Annotated in this window: 19 protein-coding genes and 1 pseudogene; 11 read left to right on the top strand and 9 right to left on the bottom strand. The window is 70.4% G+C overall.

The features are described from left to right. The 8 genes and pseudogenes from CXP56_RS06870 to CXP56_RS06905 form a co-directional block, all read left to right on the top strand. On the top strand, positions 1 to 1,062 hold a 1,062-nt coding region (locus CXP56_RS06870; RefSeq protein WP_286900456.1), incomplete at its 5' end, for a hypothetical protein. A 3-nt stretch (positions 1,063 to 1,065) separates the two neighbouring features. Continuing rightward, positions 1,066 to 1,833: an ESX secretion-associated protein EspG gene (locus tag CXP56_RS06875; RefSeq protein WP_286900458.1), complete on the top strand. Its 768-nt coding sequence runs from the start codon at positions 1,066 to 1,068 to the stop codon at positions 1,831 to 1,833. Between the two features lie 9 nt (positions 1,834 to 1,842). Then, positions 1,843 to 2,421, top strand: coding sequence for a hypothetical protein (locus CXP56_RS06880; protein WP_286900461.1), 579 nt, complete (start codon positions 1,843 to 1,845; stop codon positions 2,419 to 2,421). Between the two features lie 465 nt (positions 2,422 to 2,886). Further along, positions 2,887 to 2,958, top strand: a pseudogene (locus tag CXP56_RS06885) (50S ribosomal protein L15); the annotation flags it as partial. 345 nt (positions 2,959 to 3,303) lie between these two features. Then, positions 3,304 to 4,113, top strand: coding sequence for a purine-nucleoside phosphorylase (locus CXP56_RS06890; RefSeq protein WP_028848846.1), 810 nt, complete (start codon positions 3,304 to 3,306; stop codon positions 4,111 to 4,113). Beyond that, complete coding sequence (locus tag CXP56_RS06895; protein WP_286900465.1) at positions 4,110 to 5,753, top strand: phospho-sugar mutase; 1,644 nt, start codon at positions 4,110 to 4,112, stop codon at positions 5,751 to 5,753. The genes CXP56_RS06890 and CXP56_RS06895 overlap by 4 nt, the downstream gene beginning before the upstream one ends. Positions 5,754 to 5,814: 61 nt before the next feature. Further along, entirely contained in the window at positions 5,815 to 6,267 is a 453-nt protein-coding gene (locus CXP56_RS06900) for a flavodoxin family protein (protein ID WP_286900468.1), read from the top strand. A gap of 41 nt (positions 6,268 to 6,308) precedes the next feature. Further along, positions 6,309 to 7,034, top strand: a complete 726-nt coding sequence (locus CXP56_RS06905; RefSeq protein ID WP_479267824.1) for a M50 family metallopeptidase — start codon at positions 6,309 to 6,311, stop codon at positions 7,032 to 7,034. Between the two features lie 71 nt (positions 7,035 to 7,105). On the opposite strand, the gene CXP56_RS06910 is transcribed toward CXP56_RS06905, so the two are convergent. From CXP56_RS06910 to CXP56_RS06930, 5 genes are all read right to left on the bottom strand, one after another. Next, entirely contained in the window at positions 7,106 to 7,861 is a 756-nt protein-coding gene (locus CXP56_RS06910; RefSeq protein ID WP_286900477.1) for an SDR family oxidoreductase, read from the bottom strand. Positions 7,862 to 7,938: 77 nt separating this feature from the next. After that, positions 7,939 to 8,808, bottom strand: coding sequence for an aldehyde dehydrogenase family protein (locus tag CXP56_RS06915; RefSeq protein ID WP_028848842.1), 870 nt, complete (start codon positions 8,806 to 8,808; stop codon positions 7,939 to 7,941). Continuing rightward, positions 8,801 to 10,234, bottom strand: coding sequence for an aldehyde dehydrogenase family protein (locus tag CXP56_RS06920; protein WP_028848841.1), 1,434 nt, complete (start codon positions 10,232 to 10,234; stop codon positions 8,801 to 8,803). Before CXP56_RS06920 ends, CXP56_RS06915 begins: the two co-directional genes overlap by 8 nt. Before the next feature lie 2 nt (positions 10,235 to 10,236). Then, complete coding sequence (deoC, locus tag CXP56_RS06925; RefSeq protein WP_028848840.1) at positions 10,237 to 11,187, bottom strand: deoxyribose-phosphate aldolase; 951 nt, start codon at positions 11,185 to 11,187, stop codon at positions 10,237 to 10,239. Positions 11,188 to 11,232: 45 nt separating this feature from the next. Beyond that, positions 11,233 to 11,850: a DUF1707 SHOCT-like domain-containing protein gene (locus CXP56_RS06930; protein ID WP_038045876.1), complete on the bottom strand. Its 618-nt coding sequence runs from the start codon at positions 11,848 to 11,850 to the stop codon at positions 11,233 to 11,235. A 105-nt stretch (positions 11,851 to 11,955) separates the two neighbouring features. Here CXP56_RS06930 and upp point away from each other — a divergent pair, with 105 nt between their 5' ends. Then, positions 11,956 to 12,579 carry a uracil phosphoribosyltransferase gene (upp, locus tag CXP56_RS06935; protein ID WP_028848838.1) on the top strand — a complete coding sequence of 208 codons (624 nt, stop codon included), beginning with the start codon at positions 11,956 to 11,958 and terminating at the stop codon, positions 12,577 to 12,579. Here upp and hisS read toward each other — a convergent pair. The 3 genes from hisS to CXP56_RS06950 form a co-directional block, all read right to left on the bottom strand. After that, positions 12,576 to 13,874, bottom strand: coding sequence for a histidine--tRNA ligase (gene hisS / locus CXP56_RS06940; RefSeq protein ID WP_028848837.1), 1,299 nt, complete (start codon positions 13,872 to 13,874; stop codon positions 12,576 to 12,578). The two genes, upp and hisS, sit on opposite strands and share 4 nt — an antisense overlap. 152 nt (positions 13,875 to 14,026) lie before the next feature. Beyond that, positions 14,027 to 15,571 (bottom strand): MFS transporter, encoded by a 1,545-nt coding sequence (locus CXP56_RS06945; protein ID WP_028848836.1) that lies wholly within the window; start codon positions 15,569 to 15,571, stop codon positions 14,027 to 14,029. Further along, on the bottom strand, positions 15,571 to 16,272 hold the full coding sequence (locus CXP56_RS06950; protein WP_028848835.1) for an LppX_LprAFG lipoprotein: 702 nt from the start codon (positions 16,270 to 16,272) through the stop codon (positions 15,571 to 15,573). The genes CXP56_RS06945 and CXP56_RS06950 overlap by 1 nt, the downstream gene beginning before the upstream one ends. 106 nt (positions 16,273 to 16,378) lie before the next feature. Here CXP56_RS06950 and CXP56_RS06955 point away from each other — a divergent pair, with 106 nt between their 5' ends. Then, positions 16,379 to 17,029 carry a TetR/AcrR family transcriptional regulator gene (locus tag CXP56_RS06955; protein ID WP_286900470.1) on the top strand — a complete coding sequence of 217 codons (651 nt, stop codon included), beginning with the start codon at positions 16,379 to 16,381 and terminating at the stop codon, positions 17,027 to 17,029. 241 nt (positions 17,030 to 17,270) lie between these two features. Further along, complete coding sequence (locus tag CXP56_RS19005) at positions 17,271 to 17,501, top strand: hypothetical protein (RefSeq protein WP_353744536.1); 231 nt, start codon at positions 17,271 to 17,273, stop codon at positions 17,499 to 17,501. A gap of 4 nt (positions 17,502 to 17,505) precedes the next feature. On the opposite strand, the gene CXP56_RS06970 is transcribed toward CXP56_RS19005, so the two are convergent. Beyond that, positions 17,506 to 17,866: DMT family transporter (locus tag CXP56_RS06970; protein ID WP_286900474.1), on the bottom strand; the 361-nt coding region annotated here is incomplete at its 5' end.

Raw genomic sequence — 17,866 nt, forward strand, 5'->3', positions numbered from 1 at the left:
GAGATCGGTCCTGGTCCTGGCCCGAAGCCGGAGCTCGACTTCTTCGGGAAGTACCTGCCGATCTTCTCCGACCAGGACGAAAAGCTCGAGAAGTGGAACGAGGAAGCTGCTCGTGTGGTGGAGGCGTACAACAGATACGCCAAGAGCACCAACGAAAACGCCAGCTCCATTCCCCGTAGCTACGGCGAACTCGTCGGCGGACCCGAAGGCCTGAAGTTCACCGTCGAAGACTCCGGCGGCGGAGGCGGCAAAAAGGTCGGTGGCGGGTTCAACGGCGGCAGCAACAACTACTCCGGCCACACCACGACCTCCGGCTACACCGGTGGCCCGATCTCCTCGGACCCGACCGGCCTGGGCACCTACGGCGGTGGATCCGGCACGTCTGGTACCGGAGGAGGTACCGGAACGTCCGGCACCGGTGGCGTCGGTGGCGTCAATCTGCCCGGTGGACCAGGCGGCACCGGAGGCACCGGCAGCAGCACCCTGCCCTCCGGCGGCCAGTCCGGCTCACTTCCCGGCGGCCTGCCACCCGGCGCGGTACGGCTGCCTGACGGCAGCATCCGCTACCCGGACGGCACCATCCGCACCCCGGATGGTCGGCTCATTCCGCCTGGCGCGACGCGCGCGAGCTCGCGCGGTGGCGGCTTCCGCAGCAGCAGCGACGGCGCCAGTGGCTTCGCTGCCGGTGGCGCGGCGGCGGCCGCCGGCATGATGGGCGGCGGCATGATCGGCGCCGCGGGTGGTGGCGATCACGCCGCGCCTGGTGCGCGCAGCGGGTTCGGCCCCGGCGGTTCCGCGGGTGCGGGCCCGGGCGCCGGCATGGCCGCAGGCAAAGGCATGGGCGGCATGGGTGCCGGTATGGGCCGCGGCGGCATGATGGGCGGCATGATGGGTGCCGCCGGCCGTGGCGGTAAGGGCGAAGAGGACAAGGAACACAAGGACGAGTACTACGTCAAGCAGGAGATGGACCCTGGCCTGAAGACCGAGGTGGACGAGTACGGTGAGAAACTCATCGACGAATCCACCGGTATGACGGTCGTTCCACCAGTCATTGGCGAGTAACCCGTGCTACTGCCCAACCCAGTCTGGCTGACACCCGACACACTCGACTATTTCGCTGCTCGCCAGGGGCTCCGGCTGCCCGCGACGCTGCGGCCGGAGCCCATCTGGCGCGACGAGGAGGAGCTGCGCGCCCTCAGCGGCCAGGCGCACGCCGAGCTCGAGGAGCAAGGCCTGCTCGACCGCGGAGCCCCAAGCGTCGAGCTGGTCATAGCGCTACGTGCGCTCTGTGCTGCCGAGGAGGAGTGCTACGTCTACGCAGCGACGAAGGAAAAACAAACCCGGCTGCACAGCGGCCTGAGCGGCACCGACAGCGTGATCGCCCGGCTCGTCGTCGGCGAGGAAAAGATCGAGCTGCGCGACATCCGTGCCGACACCCTGATCGACGAGATCGTCAACAACCTCGACCCGTGCCCGCCGGCGAGGGAACAGACCATCACCTGCCGGGCGCAGGAGCTCACCCAGCGCAGCTCGGGCATCGCCGTCGAGCGCACCCTGACCCGTGAAGCTCGCCGCATGCAGGCGCTGCACGATCCCAAATCCCGCCTGGCCGTGAACAAGATCATGCTCGCCGTGCGGGACAGCCTGGGGCGGCGCCACACCAGCGGCACGCGGTCGCCCGTCGTGCTCGACGTCGAACCGGGCGTGCGGTGGATCACCTACGTCACCGGCGAAGACAACGATCTGTACCTCAACGCCAGAGGTGCCGATCGTGCGGTGATCGTCGAGCACGTCGGCCGCGAGCTGAGCCTGCTGAAGTCGCAGCACAACTAGGTGGGCGCAATGGAGTCCGGACGGCGTAGGACGACCCCGTGGGAGAGGCTGCCGACCGATCCGGACGACGCGGTGATCTGGGACCGGGAAGGTGACCGGTTCGTCGGCTACCTGCGCCCATGGCATCTGGCGATGGTGCGCGCCCAGGTCGAGTTCATCAGCGCGCTCACCCAGTACCGGCTTGCCGAACACTCCGTCGGCGGCCCGCTCGCGCCGATCGACCCGCGGCTGGACGCCGTCCTGGAACTGCGCAGGCAAACCTGGGCCGGGGAGCGCACCGAACTCGAGCTGCTCATCCCCATGGCCAACCGGTACCGCCGGGTGCTCGACCTGCTGCCCCGGGGAGGCACACGGCTGTACCTGCCCGACTTCACCGCGCGCCATGACCTCGGCGTCACCGCACTCGACCTGGTGCAGCTCCTGGACCGCTGGTTGCTCGCGCTCTACACCGGGGAGACCCTGCACGAGCCGATCGGCCCGTCCGCCGTCGACGACTTCGCGTCGATCCGGGACTGGCTGACCCACCAGATCGTCACTCAGCTGATGCCGGACGAAGGCGATCCCCTCCCCCGGTACGGGATCTCCTGACGCAGCGGGCGAAACGCACCCGCCGCTGGACGCAGTGGTGCCAGGACCGCCACCGAAGCTGGTAGACAAGGCCGCCGGACGCAGTGGTGCGGACCGCCGCCGAAAGCGGTGGACAAGACCCCATCGAAGGCAGCAGACAAGACCGCTACCGGACGCGGTAGACAAGACCGCCACCGGAAGCGTAGGCCAGCACCCGCCGCCACCAGCCGCCGACGGACGAACTCACCAGGCAAGCGACTGGTACGTACCCGAGCCCAGCAATCTGCGAGCGCGAAAGTGCTCGGCGTATCTTGCGCCATCCGTGGCGGCGACCACGGTTCCAAGGACACCGATGCACACAAGCAGGTGCCTGCCGGTTTGAGAGTGGCAGATGCCCGTGCCGGGCACAGCACCACCACGCCAGCGGCGGCCCCGCTGGAGACATCGCCCGGGCCCACCTTGTGGTTGTCAGGTGGTCAAGTAGCCATGGCTATCGAGGTCCACCATCTGCGGCCGGCACCCGGTGCGAAGCGGGACAAGGTCCGCGTCGGCCGGGGGTGACGGCTCGGGCAAGGGCCACCCCAGGACCAACGCCGAACCGCACCCACGACCGACAGCCAACCCCACCCCACCACCAACACCGGACCGCACCACACGACCGAAACCGAACCCCACCCCACCACCGACACCGGACCGCACCACACGACCGGCACCGGACCGCACACGGGATCAACGGTGGACCTCGCCCCCGGGTTGGCGGTGGACACCAGGACCTGGGTACCGGTCAGCATGGCGGGCTTGGCGGGCCGAAGCGAGGACGGGTCGCTGCGCGACCGAGCGACTTGTCACGCACTCGGGACACATGCCGCCACCGGCGTCGGCCGAACATCTAGGCTGCAATCCGTGACAGCTGACAACGTTGACAACGTGGACAACGCAGCGGCCGCGGCCCACGAACTGGCCCGGCGCACCGGAGTGGCCAAACACGACTTGGCGCTCATCCTCGGCAGCGGCTGGCGTCCTGCCGCCGACGTGATCGGCGCCCCCACCGCCGAGATCCCGCTGCACGAACTCCCCGGCTTCGCCGCGCCGACCGCCATCGGGCACGGCGGCACAGCGCGGTCGGTCGAACTCGGCAACGGCCGTCGCGCGCTGGTGCTGCTCGGCCGCACCCACCACTACGAAGGCAAGGGCATGGCGGCCGTCGTGCACGGGGTGCGTACCGCTGCCGCTGCCGGTGTGCGCACGGTGCTGCTGACCAACGCCGCCGGTGGCCTGCGCGAGGACATGCAGGTCGGCCAGCCGGTGCTGATCAGCGACCACCTGAACCTGACCGGGCTGTCGCCGCTGGTCGGCCCGCACTTCGTCGACCTCACCGACCTCTACTCCCCCAGGCTGCGACAGCTCGCCAAGGAGATCGACCCCACCCTCACCGAAGGCGTCTACGCGGGCATGGTCGGGCCGCATTACGAAACCCCGGCCGAGATCCGCATGCTCCGCACCCTCGGCGCCGACCTGGTCGGCATGTCCACCGTGCTGGAGGCCATCCAGGCCCGCGCGCTCGGGCTCGAGGTCTTCGGCCTGTCCCTGGTCAGCAATTTGGCCGCCGGCCTGTCCGGTCAGCCGCTCGACCACGAAGAGGTCGTCGAAGCGGGCCGGGCGGCCGCCAACCGGATGGGTTCGCTGCTGCGCGAGCTCATGATGCGGGCATGAGCATCCCGGCAGAACTGCGCGACGCCGCCTACCGGTGGATCGCCGACGACATCGACGAAGCGACCAAGGCCGAGCTCCAGCAGGTCCTCGCCCGCGCACTGGGCGGTGACCCCGCCGCACGCGACGACCTCGCCGACCGCATGGCCGGGCCGCTGAAGTTCGGCACCGCGGGCCTGCGCGGCCCGGTGCGTGCCGGGCCGAACGGCATGAACCGCGCGGTGGTCGTCCGCACCACGGCTGGCGTGGCGTCGTGGCTCCAGGCCAACGGCCACGGCGGCGGGCTCGTCGTCGTGGGGCGCGACGCCCGACGTGGCTCCGAAGCCTTCGCCGCGGACGCCGCGGGAGTCCTCGCCGCTGCCGGGTTCGACGTGCGGCTGCTGAGCCGCCCGCTGCCGACACCGGTACTGGCTTTCGCCGTGCGGCACCTTGGTGCGGTCGCGGGAATCCAGATCACCGCGTCCCACAATCCCGCGCCGGACAACGGCTACAAGCTCTACGACGCCAGCGGGGCACAGATCATCCCACCCGCGGACACCGAGATCGAAGCGGCCATCGCCGAGGTCTCCTCGGCACACGCCGTTCCTCGCGCCACGACGTACCAGACACTGGCCGACGACGTCGTGGAGGCCTACCTGGAACAGGTCGCGCAGGTGCCTCGGCTCTCGGCGCGCGACATCCGGATCGCGGTGACCGCGCTGCACGGAGTCGGTGCGCAGACTGCGGCCGAAGCCTTCCGCCGCGCCGGCTTCACCGACGTGCACTTCACCCAGGACACTCCCGACCCCGACTTCGGCGGGATGACCTTCCCCAACCCCGAGGAGCCCGGCGCCTGCGACGAGCTTCTCGCCTTGGCCAGGCGCATCGACGCCGACATCGCGATCGCCTTCGACCCGGACGCCGATCGCTGCGCGGTCGGCGTCCCGGACGGCTCGGCTGACGGTGGCTGGCGCATGCTCTCCGGGGACGAAACCGGCGGGCTTCTGGGCGAGCACGTGCTGGCGACCGAACCCACCACCGAGGGGGTGCTGGTGGCCACGACCATCGTTTCCTCCTCCTTGCTGAAGTCGATCGCCGCCGCGCACGGCGCGCAGTACACCGAGACGCTGACCGGCTTCAAGTGGCTGGCCCGTGCCGGCGACAACCTGGTGTTCGCCTACGAGGAAGCGCTGGGGCTGTGCGTCGACCCCGCCGCGGTGCGGGACAAGGACGGGATCTCCGCGGCGTTGATGGTCGCCGGATTGGCCGCTGCCCGGAAGGCCGCCGGATCGTCGCTGCTGGAGGGACTTGACGAGCTCGCGCGCCGCCACGGGGTGCATCTGACCCAGCAGATCTCGATCCGGCTGGGATCTCCGGCGCAGGCGGCCGAGCGCGTGGCGCGGCTGCGCGCCGAGCCACCGGCAACCCTCGCCGGCACGCCCGCCGAGCTGGACGATCTCCGGCCCAGGACCGACGGGATCCGGCTGCTGGCGGACGGGCTGCGAGTGGTGGTCCGGCCCTCCGGGACCGAGCCGAAACTCAAGGCGTACCTGCAGGTCGTGCAGCCCGTCCCGGCCGACGACCAGCTTGCCGCGAGCCGCCGGGAAGCCGAGCGGAAGATGTCAGCACTGCGCGCAGATGTGCGGCAGTTGCTCGGTGCGTAGCGTGGTCGTCGCGCGAGCCGCGCGACGACCGACGGGCACGAGGTGACGACGAAAGGACGACATGGCGCGACTGCTGATCGTTCACCACACGCCTTCACCCAATGTCGCGGCGATGTTCGAGGCCGTGGTCGACGGCGCCACCACCGACGAGATCGAGGGCGTCGAAGTGGTCCGCAAGGCCGCCCTGGCCGCCACGCCGACCGATGCACTCCAGGCGGACGGCTACATCCTCGGCACGCCGGCCAACCTCGGCATGATGAGCGGCGCGCTGAAGGTCTTCTTCGACACGATCTACTACCCCTGCCTGGATGACACGCGCGGCCGCCCGTACGGCCTGTACGTGCACGGCAACAACGACACCACCGGCGCCATCCGCGGCATCGAATCGATCGTCACCGGGCTGGGCTGGCAGCGTGTCACCGCAACCGTCTCGGTGACCGGGGAGCCGACCAAGGAGGACCTGGAAGCCTGCTGGAACCTGGGCGCCACGGTCGCCGCCAGCCTCATGGCGTGACCCGATCGGAGCACGGGACGGCCGATGATCATGATGATGTCGTGACGTTCGCAGCGGACACCTGGTGGCAGAACCCGTTCGGCGGCCAGGCCGAGCCGGACGCCGTCGTGCCCGCCGTCACCGGCATCATCGCGCTGTTCGTGGTGCTGTCCGGCCGTCCGTGGCGAGTGGCCCGGCACGTGGTGACCCTGGTGCACGAGGGTGGACATGCCCTGGCCGCGGTGCTGGCCGGCCGCAGGCTGGAGGGCATCCGCCTGCACTCCGACACCTCGGGCCTGACGTTCTCCCGCGGCAGGCCGACCGGTCCGGGCGTGGTGTTCACCATGCTCGCCGGTTACCCCGCTCCCGCCGTCCTCGGCGTGGTGTTCGCCGGACTGGCCGCCGCCGACCGGATCTCCGCCGTGCTGATCATCGCGGCCATCGGCATCTGCGGCATCCTGGTCATGATCCGCAACGTCTACGGCGTCTTCGTGGTGCTGCTGACCGCCTTCGTGCTCGCCGTCGTGGCGTTCACCGGGCCGGCGAATCTCATCTCCGCCTTCGTCTACACCATCACCTGGCTGCTGCTGCTCGGCGCGATCCGCCCGCTGTTCGAGCTGCAGGCCAAACGCCGCCGCGGCGCCGCCTACAACTCCGACGTGGACCAGCTGGCCAGGTTGACCGGTGTCCCGGGGTGGCTGTGGATCCTCATCCTGGGCGTCATGGTCACCTGCACCCTGGTCGTGGGCGGGGCCTGGCTGCTGGAACCGATGTTCCGGCGCATGTGAGCCGGCTCGCGCTCAGCAGCGCCGAACAAGACCCGGGGCCGCAGCGTAGTCGTGGCCGCTCCCGGCCGGCATCAGTTCTTCCGGTGCACCGCCAGCCCGGCGAAGCTCTGCACCACGGGCATCAGCTCGATGACGTTGATGTTGACGTGCGGTGGCTGGCTCGCCGCCCAGATGGCCGCCTCGGCGACGTCCTCCGGCGTCAGCGGCTCCGTGCCCTCGTACACCGCTGCGGCCTTCTCGTCGTCCTGCAACCGCACGTTCGAGAACTCCGTGTTCCCGGACAGCCCCGGCTCGATGCAGGTCACGCGCACCCCGGTGCCGTGCAGATCACTGCGCAGGTTGAGGCTGAACTGCCGCACGAAGGCCTTCGTCGCGCCGTAGACGTTGCTCCCCGGGTACGGATACGTCCCCGCGATGGATCCGATGTTGATCACGTGCCCGGAACCCCGCGCGACCATGCCGGGCAGCACCGCCCGCGTGCAGTACACCAGCCCCGCGCAGTTGGTGTCGATCATCTGCTGCCAGCCGTCCAGGTCGGCCTCGTGCGCAGGCTCCATCCCCTTGGCCAACCCGGCGTTGTTCACCAGCACGTCGATGGTGGCGAACTCTTCCGGCAGCGTCTCGATCGCATGGTTGACCTGCACCCGGTCCCGCACGTCGAGCTCCAACGGCAGCACCGACGGACCCAGCTCGTCGGCGAGCGCCTGCACCCGCTCACGCCGCCGCGCCGCGGCGATCACCCGGTCGCCGCGCGCAGCCCAGCGGCGGACCATCTCGGCTCCGAACCCCGCGCTGGCACCGGTGACGAACACCGTAGACGTCATGATCGACCTCCTTCGCGCCCGAGGGTAGCGAGCCGGCCACGACATGCGCCGTCGACCAGCCGCGTGCGCGCGAAGCCGGGTCACACGCCCATGGGATGCCAGACCGTCTTCTCCTCCAGGTACGGGCGCAGGCGCTCCAGGCCGGGGGTCGCGGTCCAGTCCGGCTCCTGCCGCGGAGCCCGCACCAGGCGCTTCACCGTGTCGGCCGCGGCGCGCTCCAGCTCGGCCCGGGCCGACGGTTCGACACCGGTGAGGTCGAGGGCGTTGACGTCGGCGTGCGAGGCCATCCACGGCGCCAGTTCCTCGGCCCGCCCGGTCAGCACGTTCACCACACCACCGGGGACGTCCGAGGTCGCCAGCACCTCGGACAGCGTCACCGCGGGCAGCGGACGTTCGGCGCTGGTCACGACCACCGCGGTGCAACCGGTGGCCAGCACCGGGGCCACCACGCTGACCAGCCCCAGCAGCGACGACTTCTGCGGGGCGAACACCCCGACCACCCCGGTCGGCTCGGGCACGGTGAACGAGAAATACGGCCCGGCCACCGGGTTCGCCGCACCCAGCACCGCGGACAGCTTGTCGGTCCAGCCCGCGTAGTACACCCACCGGTCGATGGCCGCGTCCACCAGCGCCTCCGCCCGGCGCGGCTGCACGCCCTCGGCGGCACGCACCTCAGCGACGAACTGATCCCGGCGACCCTCCATCACTTCCGCCACCCGGAACAGCACCTGCCCGCGGTTGTAGGCCGTCGCGCCCGACCAGCCCGCGAACGCCTTCCGCGCGGCCACCACGGCGTCCCGCAAGTCCTTCCGGGACGCGTGCGCCACGTTGGCCAGGAACCGGCCGCGCGTGTCGGTCACCGGGTAGGAGCGGCCCGACTCCGACCGGGGGAACTTCCCCCCGATGTACAGCTTGTAGGTCTTCGCCACGGCAAGTCGGGTGTCAGACATCGAGGTAAGCCTCCAGCCCCGCGCGGCCGCCCTCGCGACCGAATCCGGATTCCTTGTAGCCGCCGAACGGTGCGGTCGGGTCGAAGCGGTTGAACGTGTTGGCCCAGACCACCCCGGCCCGCAGCTGGGCGGTCATCCACAGGATCCGGGAGCCCTTCTCGGTCCAGATCCCCGCGGACAGCCCGTACGGGGTGTTGTTGGCCTTGGTCACCGCCTCCTGCGGGGTACGGAACGTCATCACCGACAGCACCGGCCCGAAGATCTCCTCCCGCGCGATCCGCATCGACGGATGCACGCCGGAGAACACCGTCGGGGCGAAGAAGAAGCCCTTCTCCGGCAACGGGCACGGAGACGTCCACCGTTCGGCGCCCTCCGCCTCGCCGGAGGCCACCAGCTCGCGGATCTTCGCCAGCTGCTCGGCGGAGTTGATCGCGCCCACGTCGGTGTTCTTGTCCAGCGGGTCGCCGATGCGCAGCGTGGACACCCGGTAGCGCAGCTTCTCCAGCAGCTCCTCGGCGATCGACTCCTGCACCAGCAGCCGCGACCCGGCACAGCACACGTGGCCCTGGTTGAAGAAGATGCCGTTGACGATGCCCTCCACCGCCTGGTCCAGCGGGGCGTCGTCGAACACGATGTTCGCCGCCTTGCCGCCCAGCTCCATGGTCATCTTCTTGCCGCTGCCCGCCAGCTGCCGCTGAATGATCTTGCCGACCTCTGTGGAGCCGGTGAACGCCACTTTGTCGATGCCCTGGTGGCTGACCAGCGCGGCACCCACGTCCCCGGCTCCCGGCACGATGTTCACCACCCCGGGCGGCAGCCCGGCCTGCTGGCACAGCTCGCCGAAGACCAGCGCGGTGAGCGGCGTCGTCTCCGCCGGCTTGAGCACCACCGTGTTCCCGCACGCCAGCGCGGGCGCGATCTTCCAGGCCAGCATCAGCAGCGGGAAGTTCCACGGGATGACCTGGCCGGCCACTCCCAGCGGCTGCGGATCCGGCCCGTAGCCCGCGTAGGACAGCTTGTCCGCCCAGCCCGCGTGGTAGAAGAAGTGCGCAGCGGCCGTCGGGATGTCGACGTCCCGCGACTCCTTGATCGGCTTGCCGTTGTCCAGCGTCTCCAGCACCGCCAGCTCACGCGCCCGCTCCTGGATCAACCTGGCCAGCCGGAACAGGTACTTGGCGCGCTCGCTGCCGGGCATCCGGCGCCACACCTTCTCGTAGGCGTTCCGGGCCGCCTGCACCGCCCGGTCGATGTCCGTGGTGTCCACGGTGGAGACCTCGGCGAGCACTTCTCCGGTCGCCGGGTTGATCGTCTTCAACGGCTCGCCGTTGCCGTCCACGAACTCGCCGTTGATGAACGGACGGTAGTGCGGCTTCAAGTTGGCGATGTCACGGTTCTCCGGCGCCGGGGCGTAGTCGAACAGGGCCATGGTCAGTTCACCGTCACGTAGTCAGGGCCCGAGTAGTGGCCGTCGAGCTGGGTTCTCCGCTGCAACAGCAGGTCGTTGAGCAGGCTGGACGCCCCGAAGCGGAACAGCCGCGGGGTCAGCCACTCCTCGCCGGCGACCTCGTTGACCGCCACCAGGTAGCGGATCGCGTCCTTGGCCGAGCGAATGCCACCGGCCGGCTTCACGCCGCGCAGCTCGCCGGTGGCGGTGTACCAGTCGCGCACCGCCTGCAGCATGACGTGCGTGACCGGCAGCGTCGCCGCGGGCTGCACCTTGCCGGTGGAGGTCTTGATGAAATCGGCGCCGGCCAGCAGCGCCAGCCACGAAGCCTTGCGCACGTTGTCGTAGGTGACCAGCTCGCCGGTCTCCAGGATCACCTTCAGGTGGGCGTCCCCGCACGCCTGCTTGACCGCCCTGATCTCGTCGAACACCGCGCCGTAACGGCCGGAGAGGAACGCCCCGCGGTCGATCACCATGTCCACCTCGGTGGCGCCCGACTCGACGGCCAGCTTGGTGTCGGCCAGCTTGACCGCCAGGTTGGACCGGCCGGACGGGAACGCCGTGGCGACGCTGGCCACGCCGATCCCGGTGCCTTCCAGCGCTTCCACCGCCGTGGCGACCAGGTCCGGGTACACGCACACCGCGGCCACCCTCGGCGTGTCCGGTCGTTCCGGGTCCGGCTGGCGGGCCTTGGCGCACAGCGACCGGACCGTGCCGACGGTGTCGGCCCCCTCCAGCGTGGTCAGGTCGACCATGCTGATCGCGGTGTTCAACGCCCAGAGCTTGCTGGCCTTCTTGATGCTGCGAGTGGCCAGGCTCGCCGCGCGTTGTTCGACACCGACTTGGTCGACGCCGGGCAACCCGTCCAGGAACCGGCGCAAGCTGGATTCGTCCCGTGTGGCCTCGTCCAGCCCGGAGAGTGCTGCTTGTGGCATACGCCGAGTCTAGGCCCGCACGGCCGATGGCGGCGCCCGCCGTCGTCAGATCATGCGGTGCTTGTCCGGCGGGTCCTTGCGCGGCTTGCGCCGGACCGTCACCCCGCCCATGATCGCCACTCCGCCGATGGTCACGCGCGGCCCGTTCGGATCGGGGTCGGGGCGGGCGTCGCCCTTGCTGTCGAACGCCCCCAGCACACCGAAGCCGGTGACTTCCACGTAGATGTCGTCGGGCACCACGATGTCGATGCCGCCCATGATGGCGACCGCGGTGATGGTGGTCTCCCGCTCGGCGAAGCGCGCCCGCCGCAGGTCGATCTCCACGCCGCCGCACAGGGCGAAGCTGTTGTGCTCCGGCGGTACCACCCAGTTGCCCTTGCGCGCCGTCCCGGAAAAGATCGCCACCGAGGTGGCCGAGCCCGGAGTGCCGCCGATGAGCTCGTGGCCGGTGGTCTGCTGGGCCGCCGTGTTCGGCGTGCCCAGCTGGACGACGCCCTGCGCGTTGGGCAGGTCGGCCGTGATCGGCGCCAGCTCCTCCAGCGTCTTGGCCGCGTACACTCGGTCCAGCCGCTCTTCCAGCTCGCTCACCGTCAGCCGGCCTTCGCCAAGCGCCTGGTGCAAGACCGCGGCGACACGTTCACGATCCGCGTCGGACGCGCGCAGAGCAGGCTGCTTGGCTTGCTCGCGGGCATTGTGCTGTTCGGCGCGCTCGTTGCCGGGATGCTCGCTCACCCACACGAGGGTAGCGGCAGGCTAGTCTCTCCCATCATGGACGTAACCGTCGTCGATCACCCGCTCGCCCGCGTCCGGTTGTCCAAGATGCGCGACGCCCGGACCGACAACGCCGCCTTCCGTCTCGCTTTGCACGACCTGACCCAGATGCTGGTCTACGAGGCGATGCGGGAAGCCCCGGTGCGCAAAGAGCCGATCACCACGCCGGTGGCGGACACCGACGGCTACAAGCTGGCCGAGCCGCCGCTGCTGGTGCCGGTGCTGCGCGCCGGGCTCGGCATGGCCGATCAGGCGCACCGGATGATCCCGGAGGCGCTGATGGGCTTCGTCGGGCTGGCCAGGGACGAGCAGACCCTCATGCCCACCCCCTACATGGAGTCGTTGCCGCCCTCGCTGGCCGGCCGCCCGGTGTTCGTGCTTGACCCGATGCTGGCCACCGGCGGCTCGATGGAGTACACCATCCGGCTGCTGACCGGGCGGGGCGCCGCCAACGTCACGGCGATCTGCGTGCTGGCCGCGCCGGAGGGCCTGGCCCGGCTGGAGAAGTCCGGGCTGCCGGTGCGGGTGGTGACCGCGAGCATCGACGAGCGGCTGAACGACGCCGGTTTCATCGTCCCGGGCCTGGGTGACGCCGGCGACCGGCTCTACGGCAAGCGCTAGGCCCGGTCCGTGCGGACCGCCGCGCTGAGGTGGGCCACGACCCCGTCGAGCGGAACCGACGTCTGCTCACCGGAGGTCATGTCGCGCACCGTGACGGTGCCCGCTTCCTGCTCGGCGGGCCCGTAGAGCACCGCGTACGCGGCGCGCTGGGCGTTGGCCCACTTGAGCTGCCTGGCCAGCTTGCCGGACGAGCCGAGGTACACCCCGGTGCGCAGACCCGCGGCCCGCAGATCCGCGGCCAGCTTGAGCACCCGCTCCTCGGCGCCGAGCACGGTCACCGCGACGTCGAGTCCGCGCGCCTCGGTGGCCTCGGCCTCCTGCTGCGACAGGATCCGCTCGAGCCCGATGGATCCGCCCACCGCGGGCATGTCCGGGCCGCCCAGCGCGGCGACCAGACCGTCGTAGCGGCCGCCCGAGGCGATCGAACCGGTGAACCCGGCTGCGGTGACCTCGAAGATCATGCCGGTGTAGTAGTCGAGCCCGCGGACCATGCGCGGAGCGAACCGCACCGGCAGCCCGGCGGTGAGCTCGAGCAGCCGGTCCACCTGGGCCAGCCCCTGCTTGCCCTGCTCGGAGTCGTCCAGCCGGGCGCGGACGACCTCGGGATCGCCCGCGGTGAGGTCGTCCACCAGCGCTTGCGCGTCCGCTTCGGCCAGACCCCGCTCGACCAGCTCGGCGACCACCTGCGCCGGCTCCAGCTTGTTCAGCTTGTCCAGGGTGATCAGCACCGGGCCGCCCAGCTCGGCGGGCACCCGGTAGGCCTGCAACAGCCCGAACAGCACCTGGCGGGAGTTCAGCTCGATGGTGAACTCCTCCACCCCGAGCGCCCGCACCCCGTCGTGCACGATCGCCAGCACCTCGGCGTCGGCCAGCTCGGACGACGAACCCACGATGTCGAAGTCGCACTGGGTGAACTCGCGGAACCGGCCCTTGCCCGGGCGGTCGGCACGCCAGACCGGGCCGATGGCGTACCGCTTGTACGGCGACGGCAGCTGGGAGCCGTAGGTGGCCACCACCCTGGCGAGCGGGACCGTCAGGTCGTAGCGCAGCGCCAGGTCCGCCTCCCCGGACGCCTCGTGCTCGCCCCGCTTGAGGATCTTGAAGACGAGCTTGTCGCCTTCGTCGCCGTACTTGCCCAGCAGCGTCTCGATCCGTTCGAAGGCGGGCGTGACGAGCGGGTCGAAGCCGTACCGCTCGAACACCTCCCGCACGGTGGCGAACGCGGCCTCACGACGGCGGACCTCGTCTGCCAGGAAGTCCCGGGTTCCGGACGGCGGCTCAGCGGCCTGCGCCATGAAGTGTTTCCTCCCTGGTGACCGGCGACGGCCGGCCTGGTGATCGGCAATGTCGGGTGATGACCGGCAAAGCTGCCGGTGCCGGGCGAGGTGAGGCACTGCTGCCCGCCCCTGGCGACGGCCCGCCCGGCGGACACGTCAATGGGCTAGCCCTATTCTGCCCGTTCGTCCTCGGCGGCCGTGCGCCGGTGCGACGCGACGAACACCGCGAGCAGCGCACCCGCCAGGCAGATGAACACGGTGATGGAGAAGATGTCGGTGTACTGGGCGAGCAACGCCTCGTTGCGCCCCTCGAGAAGCGCCTGCTCGATGCGCTTGGCCTCCTCCGGCGGCACCCCGATGGGCAGGCCGACCTCGGACAGCACCTTGTTGTAGTCGGTCCAGAACCGGTGCAGGCCCCATGCGGTCAGCGCCGCGACACCCACCAGCATCCCGACCATCCGCGCCACCACCACGGCGGCGGAGGCGATGCCGTGCTGCACGGAGGGCACCACGCGCAGCACCGCCGAGGACAGCGGCGCGATCACCAGCCCGAGCCCGAAGCCGACGACGGCGAGATCGGTGTCCAGCACCGGCAGGTCGATCAGGCCCAGGTCGTGCCGCGCGGCCCGGGGATCCTTCGGCCAGCGCGACAGCAGCGCGAAACCGCCCGCCGCGACGACCATGCCCGCCACGGCGACCCAGCGATCGGTGAGCCGGGTGGCCAGCCAGCCGCCCAGCACCGCGCCGACCGGCAGCGCGACGAGGAAGCGCAGCAGCAGCATGATCGCGCCCGCGTCGTCGGTGCCCAGCAGCGACTGCGCGAACAGGTCCACGTCGACCAGCGTCACCATGAGCGCGGCGCCTGCCATGGCGCTGGCTCCCAGCGTGGCCAGGAACGGTCCGATCCGGACGCCGGTGGTGTCGATGATCTTGGTGCGGGCCCGCAGCTCCCAGCCGACGAACGCCAGCAGGGCCACGCCGGCGCAGGCCAGCAGCAAGCCACCGTCTTCCGGCAGCACCTGCTTGCCGGGGTCCGAGTTGTACAGCCCGGTCACCAGCAGCCCGAGCACCACGGCGAGCAGCACGCCGCCGACCACGTCGACCTTGCGGCGCTGCTCCGGGTCCCCTGCCTGCGGACGTCCCGGCAGCGCGAAGTGCACGGCCACCATGGCCAGCAGCGCGAGCGGCACGTTCACCCAGAACACCCCGCGCCAGCCGGCGAGCGCGGCCAGCGCCAGCCCGAACAACGGCCCCAGCACGCTGCCCAGCTCCTGGGCGGCCCCGACCGCGCCGAGCACCGCCGCCCGGCGCCGCGCCGCCCACAGGTCGGCGGCCAGTGCCATGGTCACCGGCAGCAGGGCACCGCTGGCGACTCCCTGTACCACCCGGCCGACCACCAGCATCGTCACGTCGCCGGACAGCGCGGTGATCACCGAACCCGCGGCGAATCCGCCGAGGCACAGCTGCAGCAGTGGCTTGCGCCCGAATCGGTCGGACGCCTGCCCCAACAACGGCATCGCCGCGATGTAGCCGAGCAGGTAGCCGGTGACGATCGGGGTCAGCCGCTGCAGCTCGTTGATCGGGATCCGCAGCTCGTCGATGATCTGCCGGAACAACGCGACGACCACGTAGGTGTCCAGCGCGCCCAGCAGCACGGCGAGCGTGCCCGCGCCGATCGCGCCGACGCGGGCGCGGCGACTGATCGTCCGGGTCATCAGGCGGGAGGTTCGACGGTGACCGGCTCGTTGATCTTCGACAGCGTGACCGTGAGCTTGCCTGCCGGCTCACCGGGGAAAGTGGCGGTGGCCTGCACCGGCTGGTGCCCCTCGGCGGTCACCCACAGCGACACCGGCACGTCCGCAGCCGCCTGCGGGACCAAGCCGGCGATGGACTCCTTGGTCGCCGTGCCGTCGATCTTGTAGGCGCTGACCTCGCCGACCTTCTCCTGCTTGACCGTCTTGGCGTCGGCCAGCTCGCCGATCAGCTTGGCCACCCCGCGCTGCGGGTCGAGCACCGCCGAGAAGTCGTAGACCAGCTTGGCCTGCGCCTCGGGGATCTCCTGGTACTGCCCGCTTCCCGGATCGAGGTACAGCGTGCCGCCGGCCAGCACGAACTTGGCCTCGACCCGGTTGCCCATCAGCGTCATGGTCGCGGTGCCCTTGGCCGCCACCCGCTTGTCCTGCAGGCTCAGGTCGCCGTCGATGTTCTCGAAGGCCACCCCGGGCACGTTGCCCGACGTGCGGACGACGAAATGCGTGCTGGTGATCTCGGCTGCGGCCTTCGCCGCGTCGTCCAGCAGCCCCTTGGCCTCCGGGAGCGACCCGCTCGGCGCGGGCTCGTCGTCACCGGTACACGCGGCGGCCACCAGCGCAACGGCAGCCAGCATCACCAGAGCAAGTCGTCGTAGACGGAGCATGCCTGCATCGTAGAGCGTGCCCGTGCCGCGGTGGCCGCGATGCTGAAAGTGCCCTGAGGAGCCTCACCAGCACCGGATGCGCCGAGTCGCCGAGTACGGTCGGATCATGGCACGACTGACCCGCGCCGAGCGTCAGGCACGCACGCGCGCCCAGCTGATCGCCACCGCCAAGGAGCTGTTCCTGCGCGACGGCTACGGGCCGACGTCGCTGGAGAAGGTGGCGGAAGCGGCCGGGTTCTCCAAGGGAGCGGTCTACTCCAACTTCCGCAACAAGAACGAGCTGTGCCTCGCCGTGCTGGACGCCATCCACGCCGAGCAGATCGCGCAGATCACCGAGGCGGTCAGCTCGGCGGCCTCGATCGAGGAACGCATCGCTCGGCTGCAGCGCTGGGCGGAGGAGAACATCGGCGACGAGGCCCGGACGACGCTGGAGGTGGAGTTCGCGCTCGCCGTACGGCACGACGAGCACCTGCGCCGGGAACTCGCCGGCCGGGACAAGGGCATGCGCGACGTGATCGCCGATCTGGTGCGGGAGAGCACCGAGCGGTTCGACGTGGACGTGCCGATGCCCGCCGACAACCTGGCGGCCGTGTTGCTGAGCCTGGGGATCGGCCTGAGCGTGCAGCGGTTGCTCGATCCGGGGATCCCGGCGTCGTTGCTCACCGATCTGGTGCGCACGTTGATCACCGTCACTCCACGTGCCCAATCCGGTACGGGCAGCAATGACGTCGGCGACGGGGCTACCATCCGGCCGTGATCGACTCGTGCTCCGACAGTGCGGGGATCAGGCATGGTCGACGATCCCGGCACCGAGCTCGAGGCCTGGCAGACCCCGGATTTCCTCCCCGGATGTCGTCGAGTACGACACCCCGATGGAAGTGACCGCGTACGTCGCGCGCATGGACGACTGACCCGGTAGGAAGTGGCGGATCCGCCCAGGCGGCAAGTGCCGCACGGCCGGTCCGCCTTGTCATGACAGGCAGGAAGGAGCGACCTGCTTGATCAGCGCCACCAGCATCGCCACCAGCACCGCCAGCAGCACCGCCACCGGTGCGGCCACCGGCACCGCGGTTGAACCACCGCTGCTACGGAAGCACTCGACCGTGCGCTGGGCGTACACGCATCTGAACAACACCAATCCGGTGCTGTACAGCACGTCCGAGCAGCATGCGCGGGTGCGCGCCGCCGGGGTGGAGCTCCCGCCGGACGGCACCGTCCTCGAGCTGTGATGCGCTAGTCCGCACGAGCAAGAACCGGCGGCCGACGGCGGCTCGTGGTACGGGGCTTCCAGCGGGACACAGCCACGCCGGCCAGGCACAGAGCACCCCCGAGGAACGCCGTGAACGAGGGCAGCTCGCCCAGCATGATCCAGGACATCGACACCGTCACCGCGGGTACCGCGTACAACGTCACCCCGGCCTTGCCTGCCGTGGTCCGCGACAGGGCGTAGGCCCACGTGGTGAACGCGATCGCCGTCGGGAACACGCCCAGGTAGACCATGTTCGCCGTCGCCGGCCACGGCGCCGAACCGACGTCGCTGATCAGCTCACCGGAAAACGGCAAGCACGCCAGGGCACCCACCAGGCAGGCGAGA

This window comes from Thermocrispum sp. (assembly GCF_002919275.1).
Lineage (GTDB): Bacteria > Actinomycetota > Actinomycetes > Mycobacteriales > Pseudonocardiaceae > Thermocrispum > Thermocrispum agreste.

Coding starts and splice junctions, on each gene's coding strand:
- CXP56_RS06880 (WP_286900461.1), top strand. CDS start 1,843: ATGGAGTCCGGACGGCGTAGGACGACCCCGTGGGAGAGGCTGCCGACC.
- CXP56_RS06895 (WP_286900465.1), top strand. CDS start 4,110: ATGAGCATCCCGGCAGAACTGCGCGACGCCGCCTACCGGTGGATCGCC.
- CXP56_RS06900 (WP_286900468.1), top strand. CDS start 5,815: ATGGCGCGACTGCTGATCGTTCACCACACGCCTTCACCCAATGTCGCG.
- CXP56_RS06915 (WP_028848842.1), bottom strand. CDS start 8,808: ATGTCTGACACCCGACTTGCCGTGGCGAAGACCTACAAGCTGTACATC.
- CXP56_RS06920 (WP_028848841.1), bottom strand. CDS start 10,234: ATGGCCCTGTTCGACTACGCCCCGGCGCCGGAGAACCGTGACATCGCC.
- deoC (WP_028848840.1), bottom strand. CDS start 11,187: ATGCCACAAGCAGCACTCTCCGGGCTGGACGAGGCCACACGGGACGAA.
- upp (WP_028848838.1), top strand. CDS start 11,956: ATGGACGTAACCGTCGTCGATCACCCGCTCGCCCGCGTCCGGTTGTCC.
- hisS (WP_028848837.1), bottom strand. CDS start 13,874: ATGGCGCAGGCCGCTGAGCCGCCGTCCGGAACCCGGGACTTCCTGGCA.
- CXP56_RS06945 (WP_028848836.1), bottom strand. CDS start 15,571: ATGACCCGGACGATCAGTCGCCGCGCCCGCGTCGGCGCGATCGGCGCG.
- CXP56_RS06950 (WP_028848835.1), bottom strand. CDS start 16,272: ATGCTCCGTCTACGACGACTTGCTCTGGTGATGCTGGCTGCCGTTGCG.
- CXP56_RS06955 (WP_286900470.1), top strand. CDS start 16,379: ATGGCACGACTGACCCGCGCCGAGCGTCAGGCACGCACGCGCGCCCAG.